At 71.7% G+C, this 19,661-nt stretch carries 20 protein-coding genes; 7 read left to right on the top strand and 13 right to left on the bottom strand.

Translation table 11 applies throughout. The features are described from left to right. Positions 1 to 174: 174 nt before the first annotated feature. Together ABC138_RS10330 and ABC138_RS10325 are read right to left on the bottom strand one after the other, a co-directional pair. Positions 175 to 1,194: a folate-binding protein gene (locus ABC138_RS10330; protein WP_345913628.1), complete on the bottom strand. Its 1,020-nt coding sequence runs from the start codon at positions 1,192 to 1,194 to the stop codon at positions 175 to 177. After that, positions 1,191 to 1,622 (bottom strand): transcriptional repressor, encoded by a 432-nt coding sequence (locus ABC138_RS10325; RefSeq protein WP_068326939.1) that lies wholly within the window; start codon positions 1,620 to 1,622, stop codon positions 1,191 to 1,193. The genes ABC138_RS10330 and ABC138_RS10325 overlap by 4 nt, the downstream gene beginning before the upstream one ends. A 55-nt stretch (positions 1,623 to 1,677) precedes the next feature. Between ABC138_RS10325 and ABC138_RS10320 the strand changes: the two genes are divergently transcribed. After that, positions 1,678 to 2,691: an LCP family protein gene (locus tag ABC138_RS10320; RefSeq protein WP_345913627.1), complete on the top strand. Its 1,014-nt coding sequence runs from the start codon at positions 1,678 to 1,680 to the stop codon at positions 2,689 to 2,691. A 271-nt stretch (positions 2,692 to 2,962) separates the two neighbouring features. Here the strand turns inward: ABC138_RS10320 and ABC138_RS10315 are convergent, their stop codons facing one another. Together ABC138_RS10315 and ABC138_RS10310 are read right to left on the bottom strand one after the other, a co-directional pair. Next, complete coding sequence (locus ABC138_RS10315) at positions 2,963 to 3,457, bottom strand: FABP family protein (RefSeq protein WP_068326943.1); 495 nt, start codon at positions 3,455 to 3,457, stop codon at positions 2,963 to 2,965. Positions 3,458 to 3,475: 18 nt separating this feature from the next. Next, positions 3,476 to 4,318 carry a hypothetical protein gene (locus ABC138_RS10310; RefSeq protein WP_345913626.1) on the bottom strand — a complete coding sequence of 281 codons (843 nt, stop codon included), beginning with the start codon at positions 4,316 to 4,318 and terminating at the stop codon, positions 3,476 to 3,478. Positions 4,319 to 4,358: 40 nt separating this feature from the next. Between ABC138_RS10310 and ABC138_RS10305 the strand changes: the two genes are divergently transcribed. The 6 genes from ABC138_RS10305 to ABC138_RS10280 all read left to right on the top strand — a co-directional run bounded on the left by ABC138_RS10305 (position 4,359) and on the right by ABC138_RS10280 (position 11,067). After that, entirely contained in the window at positions 4,359 to 5,063 is a 705-nt protein-coding gene (locus ABC138_RS10305; protein WP_345913625.1) for a response regulator transcription factor, read from the top strand. Beyond that, positions 5,060 to 5,947: a mycothiol synthase gene (gene mshD / locus ABC138_RS10300; RefSeq protein ID WP_345913624.1), complete on the top strand. Its 888-nt coding sequence runs from the start codon at positions 5,060 to 5,062 to the stop codon at positions 5,945 to 5,947. The genes ABC138_RS10305 and mshD overlap by 4 nt, the downstream gene beginning before the upstream one ends. A 5-nt stretch (positions 5,948 to 5,952) precedes the next feature. Next, positions 5,953 to 8,229, top strand: coding sequence for an RNA degradosome polyphosphate kinase (locus tag ABC138_RS10295; protein ID WP_345913623.1), 2,277 nt, complete (start codon positions 5,953 to 5,955; stop codon positions 8,227 to 8,229). Positions 8,230 to 8,231: 2 nt separating this feature from the next. Continuing rightward, positions 8,232 to 9,188 (top strand): NUDIX hydrolase, encoded by a 957-nt coding sequence (locus tag ABC138_RS10290; protein ID WP_345913622.1) that lies wholly within the window; start codon positions 8,232 to 8,234, stop codon positions 9,186 to 9,188. 245 nt (positions 9,189 to 9,433) lie between these two features. Next, a complete protein-coding gene (locus ABC138_RS10285) occupies positions 9,434 to 10,060 on the top strand; it encodes a DUF47 family protein (RefSeq protein ID WP_068424363.1) in 627 nt (208 codons plus the stop codon). A gap of 5 nt (positions 10,061 to 10,065) precedes the next feature. Continuing rightward, positions 10,066 to 11,067 (top strand): inorganic phosphate transporter, encoded by a 1,002-nt coding sequence (locus tag ABC138_RS10280; RefSeq protein ID WP_345913621.1) that lies wholly within the window; start codon positions 10,066 to 10,068, stop codon positions 11,065 to 11,067. Positions 11,068 to 11,166: 99 nt separating this feature from the next. On the opposite strand, the gene pstB is transcribed toward ABC138_RS10280, so the two are convergent. The 9 genes from pstB to ABC138_RS10235 all read right to left on the bottom strand — a co-directional run bounded on the left by pstB (position 11,167) and on the right by ABC138_RS10235 (position 19,657). Beyond that, positions 11,167 to 11,946, bottom strand: a complete 780-nt coding sequence (gene pstB, locus ABC138_RS10275; protein ID WP_345913620.1) for a phosphate ABC transporter ATP-binding protein PstB — start codon at positions 11,944 to 11,946, stop codon at positions 11,167 to 11,169. Between the two features lie 24 nt (positions 11,947 to 11,970). Further along, positions 11,971 to 13,032 (bottom strand): phosphate ABC transporter permease PstA, encoded by a 1,062-nt coding sequence (gene pstA / locus ABC138_RS10270; protein ID WP_068326967.1) that lies wholly within the window; start codon positions 13,030 to 13,032, stop codon positions 11,971 to 11,973. Further along, the gene (gene pstC / locus ABC138_RS10265) at positions 13,032 to 13,985 is read right to left on the bottom strand and encodes a phosphate ABC transporter permease subunit PstC (protein WP_068424360.1); all 954 of its coding nucleotides are present in this window, start codon (positions 13,983 to 13,985) and stop codon (positions 13,032 to 13,034) included. The genes pstA and pstC overlap by 1 nt, the downstream gene beginning before the upstream one ends. A 116-nt stretch (positions 13,986 to 14,101) precedes the next feature. Beyond that, positions 14,102 to 15,217 carry a phosphate ABC transporter substrate-binding protein PstS gene (pstS, locus tag ABC138_RS10260; RefSeq protein ID WP_345913619.1) on the bottom strand — a complete coding sequence of 372 codons (1,116 nt, stop codon included), beginning with the start codon at positions 15,215 to 15,217 and terminating at the stop codon, positions 14,102 to 14,104. 196 nt (positions 15,218 to 15,413) lie between these two features. Next, positions 15,414 to 16,016 carry a hypothetical protein gene (locus ABC138_RS10255; RefSeq protein ID WP_082807650.1) on the bottom strand — a complete coding sequence of 201 codons (603 nt, stop codon included), beginning with the start codon at positions 16,014 to 16,016 and terminating at the stop codon, positions 15,414 to 15,416. A 2-nt stretch (positions 16,017 to 16,018) separates the two neighbouring features. After that, complete coding sequence (locus ABC138_RS10250; RefSeq protein WP_169701991.1) at positions 16,019 to 16,741, bottom strand: enoyl-CoA hydratase/isomerase family protein; 723 nt, start codon at positions 16,739 to 16,741, stop codon at positions 16,019 to 16,021. A gap of 14 nt (positions 16,742 to 16,755) precedes the next feature. Further along, positions 16,756 to 17,802 carry an ABC transporter substrate-binding protein gene (locus ABC138_RS10245; RefSeq protein WP_345913618.1) on the bottom strand — a complete coding sequence of 349 codons (1,047 nt, stop codon included), beginning with the start codon at positions 17,800 to 17,802 and terminating at the stop codon, positions 16,756 to 16,758. Continuing rightward, complete coding sequence (locus ABC138_RS10240) at positions 17,799 to 18,602, bottom strand: ABC transporter ATP-binding protein (RefSeq protein ID WP_345913617.1); 804 nt, start codon at positions 18,600 to 18,602, stop codon at positions 17,799 to 17,801. The genes ABC138_RS10245 and ABC138_RS10240 overlap by 4 nt, the downstream gene beginning before the upstream one ends. Further along, entirely contained in the window at positions 18,599 to 19,657 is a 1,059-nt protein-coding gene (locus ABC138_RS10235) for an iron ABC transporter permease (protein ID WP_345913616.1), read from the bottom strand. Before ABC138_RS10235 ends, ABC138_RS10240 begins: the two co-directional genes overlap by 4 nt. Positions 19,658 to 19,661 lie beyond the last annotated feature (4 nt).

Below are 19,661 nucleotides of genomic sequence, written 5' to 3'. Positions count from 1 at the left end.
TCGACATGACTCCATTGTGCTTGCCATGGTTAGCACGTGCAAGCCCTGGACAGCACAGGTGAGCGACCTCACCTCCCACCTGGACTCGCATTCCCCTAGGGCAATGCGGGTTCAGGTCTGCATTCCCCTAGGGCAATGCGGGTTCAGGTCGGGCGCGAAGGGGGATCCCCCGCGTCAGCGGGGGACGATCTCGGTCTGCGCCGCGGCGATGTCGGGCGCGACGAGCAGCTCGGCCTCGGCGTCGGTGTTGCGCTTGAGCACGGCGAGGGCGATGGGGCCGTCGTCGTGGTGGCGCGCGCGGGAGGTGATGCGGCCGACGACCTTGTCCCCCGACGAGATCTCCGCGCCGATCTCGGGGAGCGTGTGGCCGGACCCGTCGAGGTGGAGGAAGGCCAGACGACGGGGCGGCCGACCGAGGTTGTGCACCCGGGCGATCGTCTCCTGGCCGCGGTAGCAGCCCTTGTGCAGGTGCACCGCGGTGCGCAACCAGTCGACCTCGTGGGCGATGGTCCGGTGGTCGGTCTCCGCACCGAGGCGCGGGCGCCAGGCGGCGACGCGCAGGGCCTCGGCGGCCCAGGTCCCTGCGAGCTCGCGGTCGCCGACCGCGGTGGACAGCTCGCCGGCGGGCACGATCACCTCGCGCCAGCGGCGGTCCCGCCCCGGGTGCTCCTCCGCCGGCGGGCCGTAGGTCGCGGTGTCCCCGACGACCCGGGGCCACGGGTCCACCCACGTGGGGGGCTCCCCTTCGTCGCCCTCGCGGTCGACGGTCTCGCCGAGCACGGCGTACTGGCCGGACACGTCGGCGACCTCGACCCGGAGCATGAATCGCATCCCGTCGAGCCACGCCGCGAGCGCCGGCGCGGTGCCGGGCTCGACGGTGACCCACGTCGTCTCGCCGTCGTCGACGAGGTGCAGTGCGTGCTCGACGTGGCCCTTGGGGGTCAGGACGAGCGACTCGGCAGAGGTGCGCGGCGGCAGCCCGGTCAGCTGCTGCGAGGTGAGGGAGTGCAGCCACGAGAGGCGGTCGGGGCCGGTCACCGTGATGACCCCGCGGTGGGAGAGGTCGACGACGCCGAGCCCCTCGGCGAGGAGACGTTGCTCGCGCATCGGGTCGCCGTAGTGGGCCGCGACGCCGGCGTCGATGCCGTCGCCGGGGACGGCGCCGGGTGCCTGGAGCAGAGGTGAGGTGGTCATGCCCCTCCTTCGGGGGTTCGTGCGCACTCGGCGCACCGGCCGTGGATGGCCATGTGGGTCGGGTCGGCCACGAAGCCGACCTCGGTACGGAGCTGCTCGACCATGGACGCAGCGAGTCCCGGGGAGACCTCGACGACCCGCGCGCACGACCGGCAGACGAGGTGGAGGTGCCCGTGGTGCCCGGCGAGGTGGTAGGTCGGGGCCCGGTGGTCCAAGTGGGTGTGGTCGACGAGGCCGACGCCCTCGAGCGCGTCGAGGGTGCGGTAGATGGTCGAAGGGGGCAGGGCCGGGCCCCCGTCCTCGGCCACCACCTGCGCGATCACCTCGGGCGTGAGGTGCGAGCGCACGGTGAGCACGTCGAGGACCCGCCGACGCTGGTCGGTCATCCGCAGGCCCGCGCGGCGCAGCACCTCGCCCGGATCGTCCATGGGACCAATCTACGGCCCGGCCGCACCGCCGACGTCGGGCCCGTACGATGACGCCATGCTCGAAGAGTTCGACGACGGCCAGGACGAGACCGCCGACGAGACCAGGGGGGAGCACCGCAGGCGTCACCGCCGTCTGGGACCCGGCAGGCGCATCGCCGTGTCGGTGCTGGCCCTCCTGCTGCTCGTCGTCGTCGGCGTCGGCGGGTACGGCTGGTTCCTCTCGAGCAAGGTCGACCGCAACCTCAAGCACGAGGCGCTCCTCGGCAGCGCGGCGGGGCAGACCAAGACGAGCAAGGGCAAGAAGCTGGTCGCCGACCAGGGCACCAACTACCTGCTCATCGGGTCCGACGCGCGCCCCGGCGAGACCGCGAGCCGCGCCGACGTGATCCAGCTGGTCCACGTGGACCAGGACCGCGGCAAGGTCTGGATCATCCACTTCCCCCGCGACCTCTACGTGCCGATCCCCGGGCGCGGCGAGGACAAGATCAACGCGGCCTACGCCTACGGCCAGTCCCCGCTGCTCGTCAGCACGATCCAGGACCTCGTCGGCGTGAAGGTCGACCACGTCGCCAAGACCGACTTCGAGGGGTTCAAGAACCTCACCGACGCCCTCGGGGGCGTGACGGTGAACAACTCGCAGCCCAGTCCGCAGTTCCCCCAGGGCTCGGTGGACCTGGACGGCGAGCGCGCCCTGCTCTACGTGCGTGAGCGCAAGACCCTCGCCGAGGGGGACATCTCCCGCGGCCAGCGCCAGCAGGCCTGGCTCAAGGGGATCATGGCCAAGACGCTCACCCCGGGCGTGCTGCTCAACCCGAGCAAGCTCAACGCGGTGATCGACGCCGGCACGTCCAACACGATCGTCGACAACTCGCTCACCGGCGACAAGATCCGCAGCGAGGCCGTCAAGATGCGCTCGGTGCGCGGGAGCGACATCCACTTCCTCACCGCGCCCTTCAGCGGCTACGGCACGGCCCCCAACGGCGGGTCGATCGACGTCCTCGACGAGCAGGGCATGAGCGAGCTCAGCGATGCGCTGCGCACCGACCGCATGGAGAGCTACCAGCCCTAGCCAGCGGGACGCCAGGACCCTGCATTGCCCTAGGGGAATGCAGGGTCCTGGCGCATTGCCCTAGGGGAATGCAGGGTCCTGGCGCATTGCCCTCGGGGAATGCAGGGTCCTGGCGCATTGCCCTCGGGGAATGCAGGGTCCTGGCGCATTGCCCGAGGGGAATGCAGCGTCCTGGCGCATGGCCCTAGGGGAATGCAGGGTCCTGGCGCATTGCCCTAGGGGAATGCAGCGTCCTGGCGCATTGCCCTAGGGGAATGCAGGGTCACGGCGGTCACTCGATGCGCTTGAGCTCCGCCGAGAGGTGGCTCGTCAGGGGCTGGCCCATGGCGGCCATGTCCATGACCCACATGAGGTTGGACTGCACGAGGCCGTACATGCGCTTGGCCGCGGAGTACTCCTTGGCGTGGGGGCTGCGGATGACCCCGTCGGTCTGCAGGTGGATGCGGCCGGGCTCCACGGTCCCGTAGTACATCTCGACGATGCCCGTGGGGTGCACGAGGAGCAGCTCCGCCTCCCCTTCGCCCCCGGGACGCCAGAAGCCGAGCTCGGTGCCGGAGGGGCGCAGCTTGTTGCCCTCCTCGTCGAGGATCCACGACTGGCTCTCCCACCTCAGGAAGGGCCGCCCGTCGTGGGTGACGACGACCTCCTGGCCGAAGTGGGCCGACTCGATCGTCGGGTAGCCGAGGACACCGGCGCCCTCCCAGCGGCCGACGAGCCAGGCGAGGGGGGCGATGTCCGGGTGGATCGTGGGGTCGAGGGTGAACACGCGCCCATCGTAGAGGGGTCAGCCGAGGGGCAGGCGGGCCACGAGGTGGACCAGGGGCGCGACGACGAGGACCGAGCTGACGCCGGCCGCGGCCGCACCGGGCAGGGTGTCGATGGCCGGCTGCTGCGCGAGCACCCGCCGCAGGGCGACCGCCGTGCCGCTGGCCGTCACACCGAGCAGCGCCGGCCAGGCGGCGACCTCGCCCGCGAGCACGAGGTGGGCGAGCACGCCGACGACCGCGCCGACGAGCATCGCGACCGGGAGCATCCAGGCGCTCGTGCGGCGGCGCTCGAGCGCCAGGTCCGCCAGCGCGGCGACCGCCACGCTGATGCCGACGACGACGGGCGGACCCGAGTCACCGGCGAAGGTCGTGCTGAGCATCAGGCCCGAGCCACCGATGATGAGCACGCCCAGCCCCGTCCCCGTGAGCGCGCGCGCGAGGTCCACCCGGGCAGAAGCCTGCACGAGCGGGTGCAGGCACATGGCGATGATGCCGGTGGCCAGCGCGGCGGGCACGTGCTCGAGGAAGGGCTCGGCGTCCCGCAGGCCGAGCGCGACACCGAGCGCGAGGGCGGTGACGGCCAGGACGACCGCGGCACCCCCGGGGCTGCGCGACCCGACCAGCCGCGGCCAGCCGACCGCTACGACCAGACCGGCGACGACGAGGACCCCGACCCACAGGAGGTGCTCCCCCGACGCGGCAGCCGCTGACAGGACGAGCCCGGTGACGACGGTGGCGGCCGCCACGACGGGACGGGGACGGGCGACCGGTGCTCCTGCGTCCGCGGGGCGGGTCCCGGCGCGCAGCGTCTGCCGGCGCGCGGCGCGGGTCTGTGGCTCGGCGGGCACGGGGGTGGTCACGTGGCGAGGGTATCGGCCCCCGCCGCATATTCTGAGGCCGATGGCCCGACTCCTGCTCCTCACGGACGACCTGGCGCCGAGCGCCGAGGTGCTGCCGGCGCTGGGCCTGCTCGGGCACCAGGTGCGCACGCTGCCGGCGCAGGCCTCCGCGGTCATCGACGCCCCGAGCGTCGACGTCGTCCTCGTCGACGCGCGCACCGAGCTCGCCCAGGCGCGCTCCCTGTGCCGGGTGCTGCAGGCAAGCGGGACGACGATGCCGGTCATCGCGATCCTCACCGAGGGCGGGCTCACCGCGGTCAACGCCGAGTGGGCGGTCGACGACATCCTCCTCGACCGCGCCGGCCCGGCCGAGGTCGAGGCCCGGTTGCGCCTGGCGATGACGCGCACCGAGGACGAGGACGAGGCGGACGAGCGGATCGTCGCCGGCGACCTGGTCATCGACGAGGCGAGCTACTCCGCCCGGCTCGGGTCGCGCCTGCTCGATCTCACGTACAAGGAGTTCGAGCTGCTCAAGCACCTCGCCCAGCACCCGGGCCGGGTCTTCACCCGCGCCCAGCTGCTGCAGGAGGTCTGGGGCTACGACTACTACGGCGGCACGCGCACGGTCGACGTGCACGTGCGCCGGCTGCGGGCCAAGCTCGGCGCCGAGCACGAGCAACTCATCGGTACCGTGCGCAATGTCGGCTACCGCTTCGTCCCCACCCGGGAGCCGGACGACGACGCAGAGGCAGAGGTGATCTCGTGAAGGTGACGGTGACTCCCTTCGTCCGGCTCGAGCCGGACCACGTGGAGCAGGTCCGGGCCCTCGCCCGGTCCGCGACGACCGCCGACGGCACGGCCCCGCTGAGCGAGGCCTTCCTCCTCGGCCTGCTGCGGGAGGGCGAGCACCTCCTCGCGACCGACGGGGAACGGGTGCTCGGGTACGCGGCGATCGCCGCGGACGGGTCCGTCGAGGCCTTCGTGGCCCCGAAGGAGCGGGCGAAGGGGGTCGGGACCGCCCTCCTGACCGCCGCCCTCGAGCGTCGCCCGGACGCGCGCCCGTGGGCGCACGGCAACCTGCCCGGCGCCGCTGCTCTCGCCGCCTCGCTCGGCCTGGCCGTCGTGCGCGAGCTGCTCGTCCTCGCCCGGCCCGTGCAGCCCGGCGACGAGCAGGACCCGCCACTGCCCGACGGCGTCCGGCACCGCGCCTTCGTGCCCGGGGCCGACGACGAGGAGCTGCTCGCCGTCAACGCCGCCGCCTTCGCCGACCACCCCGAGCAGGGGGCGCTCGACACCGCCGGCCTGCAGGAGCGCATGGCCCAGCCGTGGTTCGACGCCGACGGGCTCGTCCTGCTCGAGGAGGCGGGCGAGATCATCGGCTTCCACTGGACCAAGGTCGACCCGCCCGACGGCGACGTCGGCGAGGTCTACGTCGTCGGCATCCGCCCCGACCACCACGGCCGCGGGCTCGCCGGACCGCTCACCCGCCTGGGCCTGGCGCACCTCGCGCGACGGGGCGTGCGCGAGGTCGAGCTGTACGTCGAGGGCGACAACGCACCCGCCCTGGCGACCTACGAACGGGCCGGTTTCACCCGCAGCGCCCTGCACGTCATGTATTCACGTGAGGTTCACACCGCAGTGGCAGGATGACGGCCATGCCGGACTCCTCCCCCCAACCCCGCCCCGCGGTCGCCCCGCGGCCGACGACCGGCGACGTCTCGATCACCTCGTCCTCCCCCGGCGCCACCCCGGAGCTGCGGCCCCGGGGCTCCAACGGCCGGTTCGTCCGGGTGGTCAACGATGAGGACCCGGACACCGTCGACGCCCTCGACCTGCCCGTCGACCGGTACCTCGACCGGGAGATCAGCTGGCTGCAGTTCAACGAGCGGGTGCTCCAGCTCGCGGCGGACGAGCAGGTCCCGCTGCTCGAGCGCGCCCGCTTCCTCGCGATCTTCACGAGCAACCTCGACGAGTTCTTCATGGTCCGCGTGGCCGGGCTCAAGCGCCGCATCGCCACCGGCATCGCGGTGCGCAGCCCCTCCGGCCTCGAGCCGCGCGAGGTGCTCGAGCAGATCTCGCGGATCGCGCACGACCTGACACGCATGCAGACCCGCATCTTCGACGAGAGCGTGCGCCCGGCCCTCGTGGAGGAGGGCATCAGCATCGTGCGCTGGAGCGAGGTCGAGTCGTCCGAGCAGGAGCGCCTGGGCGAGCTCTTCAGCGACGAGATCTACCCCGTGCTCACGCCGCTCGCGGTCGACCCGGCGCACCCCTTCCCGTACATCTCGGGGCTCTCGCTCAACCTCGCCGTGATCCTCATCAACCCCAAGACGGGCAAGGAGCACTTCGCGCGCATCAAGATGCCGCCCTCGCTCCCCCGCTTCCTCAAGGTGCGCCGCGCCCGGGCGTCGGTGACCGCTGACCTCTTCGAGGCCCGCTTCGTCCCGCTCGAGGACGTCATCGCCGCCCACCTCGACCAGCTCTTCCCGGGCATGGAGGTCCACGAGCACTACTCCTTCCGGGTCACCCGCAACGAGGACCTCGAGGTCGAGGAGGACGACGCCGAGAACCTGCTCGCCGCCCTCGAGAGGGAGCTGACCCGACGCCGCTTCGGTCCGCCGGTGCGCCTGGAGGTCGAGGAGGACCTCGACGACCACGTCATGGAGCTGCTCTCCCGCGAGCTCGGGGTCACCGAGGACGAGGTCTACCGCCTCCCCGCCCCGCTCGACCTGCGCGGTCTCAACGAGATCGCCGACATCGACCGGACCGACCTGCACTACCCCCCCTTCGTCGCCCGGACCAACGCCGACCTCGCCCCCGCCGAGTCCTCCAAGGCCGCCAACCTCATCGGCCGCATCGCCAAGCAGGACGTGCTGCTGCAGCACCCCTACGACTCCTTCTCGACGTCGGTGCAGGCCTTTATCGAGCAGGCCGCCGCCGACCCGCAGGTCCTCGCGATCAAGCAGACGCTCTACCGCACGAGCGGTGACAGCCCCGTCGTCGACGCGCTGATCGACGCCGCCGAGGCCGGCAAGCAGGTGCTCGCCGTCGTCGAGATCAAGGCGCGCTTCGACGAGCAGAACAACATCGAGTGGGCGCGCAAGCTCGAGCACGCCGGCGTGCACGTCGTGTACGGCATCGTCGGGCTGAAGACCCACTGCAAGCTGGCGCTCGTCGTCCGGCAGGAGTCCGACGGCCTCAAGAGGTACTGCCACGTCGGCACCGGCAACTACAACCCCAAGACCGCGCGGCTCTACGAGGACTTCGGCCTGCTCACCTCCGACCCGGAGGTCGGCCAGGACCTCACCCGGTTGTTCAACCAGCTGTCCGGGCTCGCGCCGCGCAGCAAGTTCAAGCGGCTGCTCGTCGCGCCGCGCAGCATCCGCGACGGGCTGCTCGAGCGGGTCGAGCGGGAGATCGAGCGCCAGGCCCGCACCGGTGACGGCTACGTCGCCTTCAAGGTCAACTCGCTCGTCGACGAGAAGACGATCGACGCGCTCTACCGGGCGAGCGGTGCCGGCGTGCGCGTCGACATCTGGGTCCGCGGGATCTGCGCGATCCGACCCGGCGTCGTCGGCCTCAGCGAGAACATCACCGTGCACTCCGTGCTCGGCCGGTTCCTCGAGCACTCCCGGATCTTCCTCTTCGGCACGGGCGCGGATCGCGAGGCGTGGATCGGCTCGGCCGACCTCATGCACCGCAACCTCGACCGCCGCGTCGAGGCGCTCGTGCGGATCAAGGAGGCGCGCCACGTCGAGCAGGTCTTCGACCTCGTCGAGCGCGGCATGTCCGGCGACTACGCGCACTGGTCCCTCGACGGCGACGGTCGCTGGCGGCGCGTGCACCTCGCCACCGACGGCACCCCGCTGCCCGACATCCAGGCCGCCCTGATCGCCCAGCACGCCCGGCGTCGCCGCAAGGCGCGGCGCTGAGGATGGCCACCGTCCTGGCCGCGGGGACCCTGCCGTGGCGGCGTCGTCGTGGGCGGCTGGAGCTGGCCCTCGTCCACCGACCGCGCTACGACGACTGGTCGTGGGCCAAGGGCAAGCTCGACCCGGGCGAGACCTTCCCCGTCGCCGCGGCGCGGGAGACGCTCGAGGAGACCGGCCTGCGCGTCCGGCTCGGCCACCCGCTGCCGACGACGACGTACACGGTCGTCTCCGGGAGCGCACCCGCGGTCAAGGAGGTGCGCTACTGGGCCGCCGAGGTCACCGGGGGCGACGGCGGGCTCGTCCACGAGGTCGACGAGGTCGCCTGGCTCGAGGCCACCGGGGCCCGGGACCGGCTGACCTATGGCCGCGACCGTGCGCAGGTCGAGGCCATCATCGCCGCGGACGCCGCGGGCAACCTCTCGACGTGGCCGCTCGCGCTGCTCCGGCATGCCAAGGCCCGCCCCCGGTCCTCCTGGGACGACAGCGACTGGCTGCGCCCGCTCGACGACCACGGGCGCGAGCAGGCCGCAGACCTCGTGCCGCTGCTCGCCGGGTTCGGCATCGAGCGGCTCGTGAGCAGCCCCTCGACCCGGGCGAGCGAGACCCTCGCCCCCTACGCCACCGCGACGGGCGGCAGGCTGCGGCTCAAGCCCGGCCTCTCCGAGGAGGGGCACGCGCAGGACCCGAGCCGCGCGGCGCACCACCTGGACCGCCTCCTCGAGCGCGGGGTGCCGGCGGCGCTGTGCAGCCACGGGCCGGTGCTCCCGGACCTCGTGGGCCTGCTGCGCGAGCGGGTCGACCCCACCTTCGCCCCGGGACTCGTCGCCCGCTCCGTCATCGACGACGTCCTCGCGCGGGGACTGGCCAAGGGCGAGGCGCTCGTCGCGCACGTCGTCGGCACCGGGCCGCAGGCCCGGATCATCGCCGCGGAGCGGCACCACCCGCTCGACCGCGGCTGAGCCCCCTTCGTCCCGCTCGGGAACACGAGGGCGCCCGTCGCGGTTACCCTTGGGCAGTGCACCGGGTCGCGGTAGCCCCGGGTCCCAAAATTCGCCGCCACGAGCGGCCGTGCGCCGTGAGGCGCTTCCCGGCCCGGTGCACTCCTCGTCTGTCTGGATGAACGGCCGATGACGCGCACGTGGCCGGTCGGTCCTACGCTAGGGGCGACCTTTTTCCACCCCCCATGAACCGGAGTCTGACGCCCGTGGGCTTCTTCCGACCGTCCTCCCGCGACGACGCCTTCTTCCAGCTCCTCGCCGACAGTGCCCACCAGGCCGTCGCCGCCGCAGAGGTCCTCACCGAGCTGCTGGCCTCCGACGCCGCCGGGCGCGAGGTGATCCTCCCTCGGCTCAAGGACATCGAGCACGAGGCGGACGAGGCGACCCACGCCATCATCCACAAGGTCAACTCGAGCTTCGTCACCCCCTTCGACCACGGTGACATCGTCGAGCTCGCAGCCTCCCTCGACGACTGCACCGACGCCCTGGAGCAGGTCGGTCAGATGGTCGTGCTCTACCGCATGGACGGCCTCATGCCCGACGTCACGCGGCAGCTCGAGGTCATCACGCGGATGGCCGCGCTCACGGCCGAGACCATGCCGCGGCTGGCCACGATGAAGGAACTGCCCGAGTACTGGGTGGAGATCAACCGCCTGGAGAACGAGGGCGATGTCATCCACCGCACGCTGCTGCGCGACCTCTTCGGCGGCGCGGTCACCGATCCCATCGAGGTGATCAAGCACAAGGACATCATCGAGCGGCTCGAGCAGGCGGCCGACGCCTTCGAGACCGTCGCCCACCGGGTCGAGACCATCGCCATCAAGGAGTCCTGACCCTCGTGGAGTGGCTCCCCGTCGCGCTCGTCACCCTCCTGGCGATGGGCTTCAACTACACCAACGGCTTCCACGACGCCGCCAACGCGATCGCGACGTCGGTCTCGACGCGGGCCCTCACGCCGCGGGCCGCGCTCGCCATGGCGGCCGTGGCCAACCTCTTCGGCGCCTTCTTCGGCGCCAAGGTCGCCGAGACGGTCGGCAACGGCATCATCGACGCCCCCGACGGGCACCTCGGTCTCGTCCTGTGCGGTGCGGCGCTGCTCGGCGCCATCGGCTGGAACCTGCTCACCTGGTGGTTCGGACTCCCCTCGTCCTCGTCGCATGCCCTCATCGGCGGCCTCGGCGGCGCGGCGCTGGCAGCCGGTGCCACGGTGAAGTGGGCCGGCATCCTCGAGAAGGTCATCATCCCGATGCTCATCTCACCCGTCGTCGGCGTCATCCTCGGCTTCTGCGTCATGAAGGTGATCCTGCGGATCTTCCACGACGCGCACCCCGGGCGCACCAAGCGCGGCTTCCGCATGGCCCAGACCGCCTCGGCGGCCGCGATGGCCTTCGGCCACGGCATGCAGGACGCGGCCAAGACGGCCGGAGTCGTCGTCCTCGCCCTCACCGTCGCCGGCTACCAGCCGGGCGGCGACCACAGCATCCCCCTGTGGGTCCTCGTCATGTCGGCCGTCGTCATCTCCCTCGGCACCTACGCCGGCGGGTGGCGCATCATGCGCACGCTCGGGCGCGGCATCATCCACCTCGACCCGCCGCAGGGCTTCGCCGCCGAGGTCACCGCGGCGTCGATCCTCTACGTCGCGACGATGCTCCGGGCACCGATCTCGACGACCCACGCGATCACCTCGGCCATCATGGGCGTCGGGGCGACGAAGTCCCTCAAGGCCGTCCGGTGGGGGGTCGCCAAGAACATCGTCGGCGCCTGGATCTTCACCTTCCCGGGCGCGGGAGCCCTGGCCGCCGTGTGCATGTGGGTGCTCAGCCGCGCGTTCGGCGTCTGAGCCCGCCACCCGGGCGAGGAGACGACGAACGGCCGGCGGATCCCCCCTGTCGGGTCCGCCGGCCGTCGCCGTTCCCCCTCGTGACGAAGGGGAGGTCGCTCACCCGAAGCGGCCGGAGATGTAGTCCTCGGTCGCCTTCTGGCCCGGGTTGTTGAAGATCTTCTGCGTGTCGTCGAACTCGACGAGCTGCCCCGGCTTGCCGGTGCCCTCGATGTTGAAGAAGCCGGTCCGGTCGGACACGCGCGCGGCCTGCTGCATGTTGTGCGTCACGATGACGATCGTGTAGTTCTCCTTGAGCTCGGTGATCAGGTCCTCGATCGCGAGCGTGGAGATGGGGTCGAGCGCCGAGCAGGGCTCGTCCATGAGGACGACCTCGGGCCGGACCGCGATGGTGCGGGCGATGCACAGTCGCTGCTGCTGACCGCCGGACAGGCCGGAGCCGGGCTTGTCGAGGCGGTCCTTGACCTCGTTCCACAGGTTGGCGCCGCGCAGGCTGGACTCCACGAGCGCATCGGCGTCCGACCGCTTGATGAGCTTGTTGTTGAGCTTGACGCCCGCGAGGACGTTCTCCTTGATCGACATCGTCGGGAAGGGGTTGGGCTTCTGGAAGACCATGCCGACCTTGCGGCGGACCATGACCGGGTCGACGCCCTTGGCATAGAGGTTCTCCCCGTCGACGATGACCTCGCCGTCGACGTGGGCACCCGGGATGACCTCGTGCATCCGGTTGAGCGAGCGGAGGAAGGTCGACTTGCCACAGCCCGAGGGACCGATGAGGGCGGTCACCGAGCGGGGCTCGATGGTGACGGACACGTCCTTCACGGCGAGGAAGTCGCCGTAGTAGATGTCGAGGTTCTTGACGTCGATGCGCTTGGACACGGTGGGATCCTTATCTGGTGGCCGTCAGCGACCGGTCTTGGGGGCGAAGAACTTGGAGATGAGGCGGGCCACGACGTTGAGCAGCATGACGATCGCCATGAGGACCAGGGCCGCGGTCCACGCGGCGGCCAGGCTGTCCTCCTTGTTGGTGCCGGGGTTCGCGTACGAGCTGTAGGCGAAGAGCGGCAGCGCGGACATCGACCCCTCGAAGGGATTGAAGTTCACGGCCTTGGCCGCGCCCATGGTGATGAGGAGCGGGGCGGTCTCGCCCATGACGCGGGCGATGGCCAGGGTGATGCCCGTGGCCAGGCCGGCGACGGCCGTCGGCAGGACGACCTTGACGATCGTCAGCCACTTCGAGACGCCCAGGGCGTAGCTCGCCTCGCGCAGCTCGTTGGGGACCAGGCGCAGCATCTCCTCGCTCGAGCGCACGACGGTCGGGATCATCAGCACGGAGAGCGCGACGGCACCGACGATGCCGGCCTGGTAGGCGACGTCCTGGAGCAGCCAGGTGAACAGGCCGATCGCGAACAGTCCGGCGACGATCGACGGGATGCCCGTCATGACGTCGACGAAGAAGGTCAGGCCCCGGGAGATGAGGCTCTTGTTGCCGTACTCGGTGAGGTAGATCGCGGCGAACAGCCCGATCGGCACCGAGATGAGGGTCGCGATGCCCGTGGTGATGAGCGTGCCGATGATCGCGTGGTACGCACCACCGATCTCGCCGGAACCGACGCCACGCATGGAGAAGGTGAAGAACTCGACGTCGAGACGGTCGAGGCCCTTGGACAGGATCGTCCAGATCACCGACAGCAGCGGGATCATCGCCAGCAGGAAGGTCGTCGTCACGACGCCGGTGACGAGCCGGTCGGTCGCGTGCCGCGGACCCTCGACGGCCCGGGCCGCGACGTAGATGACGACGCAGTAGACGAGCGCGCCGACGAGGACGACGCTCAGCGGGTTGAGCGCCCCGAGGACCGCCATGAGCGCGATGGCCGCGACGGCCGAGCCGCCGAGGATCGCCCAGCGCACGGGCTGCTCCAGGCGCCCCTCTGCGTGGACGTCGTCGTGGGTCGTCGTGGTCATCAGTTGGCTCCTGAGAACTCGGAACGGCGGGAGATGATCCACCGGGCGAACATGTTGACGAGGAAGGTGACGACGAAGAGGGCGAGACCCGAGACGAAGAGGGTGCTGCGCTCGACACCGAAGGACTCGGGGAAGTTCAGCGCGATGTCACCGGCGATGGTGCCCGGCGTGTTCGACGTGAGCAGCTCCCAGGAGTAACCGCCGCCGCTCGCCGAGAGGATGATCGCGACGGCCATCGTCTCGCCGAGCGCGCGGCCGAGGCCGAGCATGGCGCCGGAGATGACGCCGGACTTGCCGAAGGGGATGACCGTCTGGCGGATCATCTCCCAGCGGGTGGCACCCAGGGCCAACGAGGCCTCCTCGTGCAGGCGCGGGGTCTGGAGGAAGACCTCGCGGTTCACGGCCGTCATGATCGGCAGGATCATGATCGCCAGGACGATGCCGATCATGAGCATCGTGCGGCCGGTGGTGGTGACGGACTCACCGGAGAAGAGCGGGATGAACCCCAGCTGGTCGAAGAGGAACTCGAAGACCGGCACGGCGCTGCCGGCGATCTGCATGCCCCACAGGCCGAAGATGATCGAGGGCACGGCCGCGAGGAGGTCGACGACGTAGCCCAGGCCCGCGGCGAGCCGCCGCGGCGCGTAGTGGCTGATGAAGAGCGCGATGCCGACCGACAGCGGCAGCGCGATGAGCAGGGCGATGACCGATGAGAGCAGGGTGCCGAAGATCAGTGGCCCGACGTAGCTGATCAGGCCGTTGCCACCGCGGACCTCGCTCGGGTCGGCGACGATCGCGTCCTTGGCGCCGAAGAACAGGAAGGCCGTGACGCCGACGAGGACGGCGAGGATCACGATGCCGGCGGAGAAGGACAGCGCACTGAAGATGCTGTCCCCATAGCGCCGGCCTGACGTCAGGCTGGACGAGTTCTGGTCCACGGAGGTGCTGGTCACGAGCTCCTGCTGCTTCCTTCAGGGGGAGGGTGAGACGTGGGGGCGACAGACCGATCGGCCCTGTGACTGCTCAGCAGCCACAGGGCCGATCGGAGACGACCCTGGGGTCACGCTAGTCAGTCGGTCTTGATCTGGCCCAGCGCGTCGGTGGCGTTCTTGGACGCGGTCTCGCTCAGCGGGGCCGAACCGGCCGCCTCGGAGGCGGCCGCCTGGCCGTCCTCGGACACGGCGTACTCGAGGTAGGACTTGACGGTGCCCGCGACCTCGGGGTCCTCGTAGTCCGTGCAGGCGACGGCGTAGGAGACCAGGACGACCGGGTAGACGCCCTCGCCCGCGTTGCCGCGGTCGAGCTTGACGGCGTAGTTGGTCTTGCTCGCCTCGTCGACGCGCTTGGCGCTCTCGAGGATCTTGGCGGCGGCCTCGGGGCTGTACTCGATGTACTCCTCGCCGGCCTTGATCTTGGCGGCCTTGAGGTCACCGATCTGCGAGGCGTCGGCGTAGCCGATGTTGCCCTCGCCCGCGCCGATGGTGTCGACGACACCGGACGTGCCCTTGGCGGCCTCGCCACCCTTGATGGGCCAGACGTCCTCGGGCTCGTGCTTCCAGTTCTCCGGGGCGGCCTCGGCCAGGTACGAGGAGAAGTTCTTCGAGGTGCCGGACTCGTCCGAGCGGTTGACCGGGGTGATCTTGGTGTCGGGGAGCTCGACGCCCTCGTTCTCCTTCGCGATCGCCGGGTCGTCCCACGTCTTGATCTTGCCGGAGAAGATGTCGGCGATGACGTCGGCGCTGAGGTTGAGGCTGTCGACGCCCTTGAGGTTGTAGGCGACGGCGATCGGCGAGACGTAGACCGGGAACTGGATGGTCTCGCCGGTGCAGCCCTTGTCCTTGGCGGAGGCCATCTCCTCGTCGTCCATGGCCGAGTCGGTGCCGGCGAAGTCCACGGCGCCGTTGATGAACTTCTCACGGCCGGTGCCGGAGCCGTCGGGGGCGTACTCGACGGTGGCGTCGGGGGCCTCCTCGGTGAACTTGGCGATCCACTCGTTCTGGGCCTTCTCCATGGAGCTGGCGCCGGCGCCCTTGATCGAGCCGGCGGCGGAGGAGCCTTCGCCCTCGCTGGAGCCGGAGGAGTCGTTGCCGCCCTCGTTGCCCGCGCCACACGCGGCCATCGAGAACGAGAGTGCAAGAGCAGCGGTGGCGGTCAGGACCTTGCGGCTGCGGGTGGAGCGAATCACGTCTGTCGAACCTCTCTGGAGGGGTGGGACACGGACGCGCGACGAGGGCAGCCCGCCGCGACCGCCGTGGTCGTACGTCCCGAAGGTAGGTAGCCCCGGTGTCCGGTCGGCTCGCAAACGGTGAACAGTTGGTGAACCACATCTGCACAGTGCCCGCTGGAGTCGCGCGCCGGCCGATCTCGGGATAGGCAGCCGATCAGTGCAGCGCGTCGCGCCGCCACAACCGCGCGCACGCCTCGAGGTCCTCGGCGGTCGTCACCATCGACGCGGCCGCGACGAGGTCGCCGTCCTCGAGGTGGGCCCTGCCGGTCGCGACCACCCGGCAGAAGGCCGCGGCGCGCTCCAGCGCCACGGCGAGGTCGCCGTCGAACACGCCGGAGAGGATGCGGTCGGACAGCTCGCGCACCTCGCCCGCACGCGGCGGGTCGACCACACCGGCGATCGCGTGGCTCACCTCCGCGACCGCCAGCCCGGCCCCGTACTCGCGGGCAGCGACCTCGGGGGCGCGCTGGATCCAGGTGCGCAGGACGTAGACCCGCCACAGCGCGCCCGGCAGGCTGCGGGCGGGACGGCCGGCCCACAGCTGGGCGAGGGTGTCGATGCCCAGGTCGTCGACGAGGCGCACGAGCCGGTCGGTCGTGGCCGGGGAGGCATCGCCACGACCGGCGTCGACCACGGTGCGCGCGGCGGCGTGCGCGGCCTCGGCCGTCTCGGCGGGGTCGGGCAGGGTGCCGCCGTGCGCCTCCATGGCGTCCGGCCCGAAGTGGAGCGGACGCCGGGGCTTGCCCGGCTCGGACACGCTCAGCCCTTGTTGCGCATGAGCAGGGCGCGCACGAGGGTCACGGCCTCGGACTGCGAGAGCTCGGTGCGCGAGGTCTCCCACGACGCGTGCAGCAGACGCCGCATCTCCGAGTTGGCCCACAGGTGCTTGCCGCCGAGGTTGTCGGCGGCGTCCTTCAGCGCCGCGGGCACGTCCCCGTCCGGGGCGATCTCGGCGATGCCCCAGTCGTCGGCCGTCGACGCGTCGAGCGTGCGACCGCCGAGCCCGAAGGCGAGGGCGCGCTGCTGCCCGATGGCGCGGGGCAGCAGCCAGGCCAGCCCCGGGTCGGGTGCCCCGGTGCCGCCCTGCGGCGAGACCCGGAAGCTCGCGTCGTTGCTGCAGAAGGCGAGGTCGCCGGCGAGCACGAGGCCGAGGCCGGAGCCCATGGCCCGACCGTGGACGCCGACGAGGACGAGCTTGCTCGAGGAGTTGAGCATCGCGAAGAGCTCCTCGAGGGCCGCCGCCAGCTCGAAGACCGCGGTGGTCGGGTCGTCGGCCTGCTCGGCCTCGGTCGTGTCGGAGCCGACGCAGAAGTCGGGCCCGTTGGCGGTCAGGACGATGATGTCGACATAGGGGTCGCCGAGGGCGCGCTCGAGCCGGTCGCGCAGCTGCCGGGCCATCGCCAGGTCGAGGGCGTTGCCGGCCTCGGGCCGGTCGAGGACGATGCGTGCCAGACGCTCTGATGCCGTGTACGTGACTCCCACGCGATCCACCATAGTCACCGCACCGCCAGGTCGTGCTCGGGCTCGATGGGGCTCGCCGGCACGAGGTCGTGCTCCTCGAGCCCGCGCCGCAGCGACTCCGCCGCGTCGATGTTGAGCGGGCTGCTCGTCCACGCCGAGATCGGCAGGTTGAGGTAGCGCTCCTCCGTGACGGCGGGCAGGTCGCGGGTGGCCGGGTTGGACTCGAGGACCCGCACCTTGTCCTCGTAGCTCTGCCCGGCGTAGTCGACGAAGGCGATGTAGTCCGGGCGCGAGCTGACCAGCTCCTCCCACGACACCTCGGTCCACGTGTCCTTGACGCCCGCGGTGGCATTGCGCCCCCCGGCGGCCTCGATGATCGCCTGCGGTGCCCCGTAGGCGCCGGAGGTGAAGATCTGCTGGGTGCCGGAGTCGAAGAGGAAGACCGTCGGTGCCTCCGTCGCCTGCGGGGCCTCCTCGAGCGCGGCCAGCCGGCGGGAGATGTCGGCGGTGACCCCCTTCGCCTCGTCCTCGCGACCGGTGATCGCGCCGAGGTTGTCGAGGTCGGCCTCGAGCGCCTCCCACGGGGGCATCGTCCCGCGGCGGCCGTCCGTCCGGCGGCAGCTCTCCGACAAGACGTACCCGGCGACGCCCCGCTCACGCAGGAGGTCGGGGGTGAGCCGGCTGTCCTCGGAGTAGCCGTAGCTCCAGCCGGCGAGCATGACGTCGGGCCGTCTGGCGATGACGTTCTCCATGCTCGGGTAGTCCTTGGTCGCGACCGGCAGCCCGTCCACGACGTCGGCACCGTAGGCCGTCGACAGCGCCCGCCGCGAACCGTCGAGGCCGCTCACCCCGGCGACCTGGTCCTGCGCGCCGAGGGAGAGCACCATCGCGAGCAGGTTGCCGTCGCCCGCGACGTACATCCGCTGCGCCGGCGAGGGGAAGCTCGCCTCCGTGCCGCAGTTGTCGAGCGTCACCTCGGCCGGGCGCGGGACGTCACGGGTCTCGGAGCTCCCGCAGGCGGCGAGCAGGGTCCCGGCGAGGAGGACGCCCGCGGCGGCGCGGGCCGGACGAAGGGAGGTCATGCGAGCGCCTTCCGGTCGGCGGCCACGGGCAGGGCGCCCGGGCCGAGGGAGAGGTGGACCCGACCGGTCGCCGGGTCGGTGAGCTGGACGGCCTCGACCCCGAAGACCTCACGGACCAGCTGCGGGGTGAGCACCTCGGTCGGCTCCCCCACCGCGTGCAGCCGACCCTCGTGGAGCACGGCCACCCGGTCGAAGTGCGAGACCGCGAGGGACAGGTCGTGCACGGCCGCGAGGACCGTGCGCCCGAGCCCACGGACGGTGTCGAGCAGCTGGATCTGGTGGTGGATGTCGAGGTGGTTGGTCGGCTCGTCGAGGACCAGCAGGTCGGTGCCCTGGGCGAGCCCGCGGGCGAGCATCGCGCGGCGGCGCTCGCCGCCGGACAGGTGCTGGCAGGGCCGGTCGACCTCGTGCGCCAGCCCGACGGCGGTGAGGGCATCGAGGACGAGGTGGTGCTCCCCCTTCGCCCCGACCGACCACGGTGCACGGTGCGGGACGCGACCCAGGGCGACCATCTCACCGACGAGCAGGTCCTCGGGCGGGCCCTCCTCCTGGCCGACGTACGCGAGGCGGCCGGCGCGCCGGCGCGGGGTGAGGCCACGCAGGTCGGTGCCGTCGACGTGGACGGTCCCGGCGACCGCGGGGAGCAGCCCGACGAGGGTGCGGACGAGCGTGGACTTGCCGCTGCCGTTGCGGCCGACGAGGGCGAGCATCTCCCCCTTCGCGACGCTCAGGTCGACGTCCGTGACGACCGTGCGGCCGCCGACCGCGCAGGCGAGGCCGTGGCAGGTGAGGTGGCTCATGCGCCGCCCCCGGAGTGGGTGTAGTGACGACGGCCGAGGAGGAGCAGGAAGATCGGCGCCCCGACGAGGCCCGTGACGACGCTCAGCGGGATCTCCTGCGGGCGCACGACGACCCGGGCGGCGACGTCGACCCAGAGCATGAGGAGCGCGCCCCCCACCGCGGCGACCGGCAGGACGTTGCGGTGAAGCGCGCCGACGAGGAGGCGCGCCAGGTGCGGCACGACGAGACCGACGAACCCGATACCGCCGGAGACCGCGACGAGGACGCCGACGAGCACGGAGGTCAGGACGAAGAGCCCGGTCCGCAGGGCCCGCACCGGCACCCCGAGCGCGGCGGCGACGTCGCCCCCGGCGGCGAGCGCGTCGAGCCAGGCGTGCAGCGCCAGGAGCACGACCAGCCCGATGGCCACGACGAGCAGGGACGGCAGCACCTGGTCCCACACGGCCCCGGACAGGCTGCCGAGCAGCCAGAAGAGCACCGACTGCGTCGCCCGCGGGTCGGCGCTGAAGAAGACGAGGAAGCTCGAGACCGAGGAGAAGGCGGCAGACATCACCACGCCCGTCAGCACGAGGCGAAGGGGGGTGATCCCGCCCTGCCACAGCGAGACCCCGAGGACGAGGGCCGTCGCCACCAACGCGCCCGCGAGGGCGCCGAGCGAGAGCGCCCACACCCCGAACCCGCTGAGCACCCCGAGCACGATGACGAGGGTCGCGCCGACGCCCGCACCCGAGGAGACACCGAGGAGGTAGGGGTCGGCGAGCGGGTTGCGCACGAGGGTCTGCATGCACGCGCCGGCCACGGCCAGGCCCGCGCCCACGACCATGCCCAGGACGATGCGCGGGGCGCGCAGCTCCCAGACGATCGTGTCGTACGTGGGGTCGGGTCCGTGGACCCCCGTGAGCCGGGCCCGCAGGACGTCGACGACACCACCGACGCGCAGCGGCTCCGAGCCCAGGGCGAGCGAGACCACGGCGCTGACGAGGGTCAGGCCGGTGAGGGTGGCGAGCAGCGGCACGACAGGGACGCGGCGGCCGCCGGGGCGGTCATGGGACACGAGG

The organism is Janibacter sp. LM (genome assembly GCF_039631275.1).
In the GTDB taxonomy this organism is placed as follows: Bacteria; Actinomycetota; Actinomycetes; order Actinomycetales; family Dermatophilaceae; genus Janibacter; species Janibacter terrae.
This window is presented reverse-complemented; position numbering and strand designations above follow the sequence as displayed.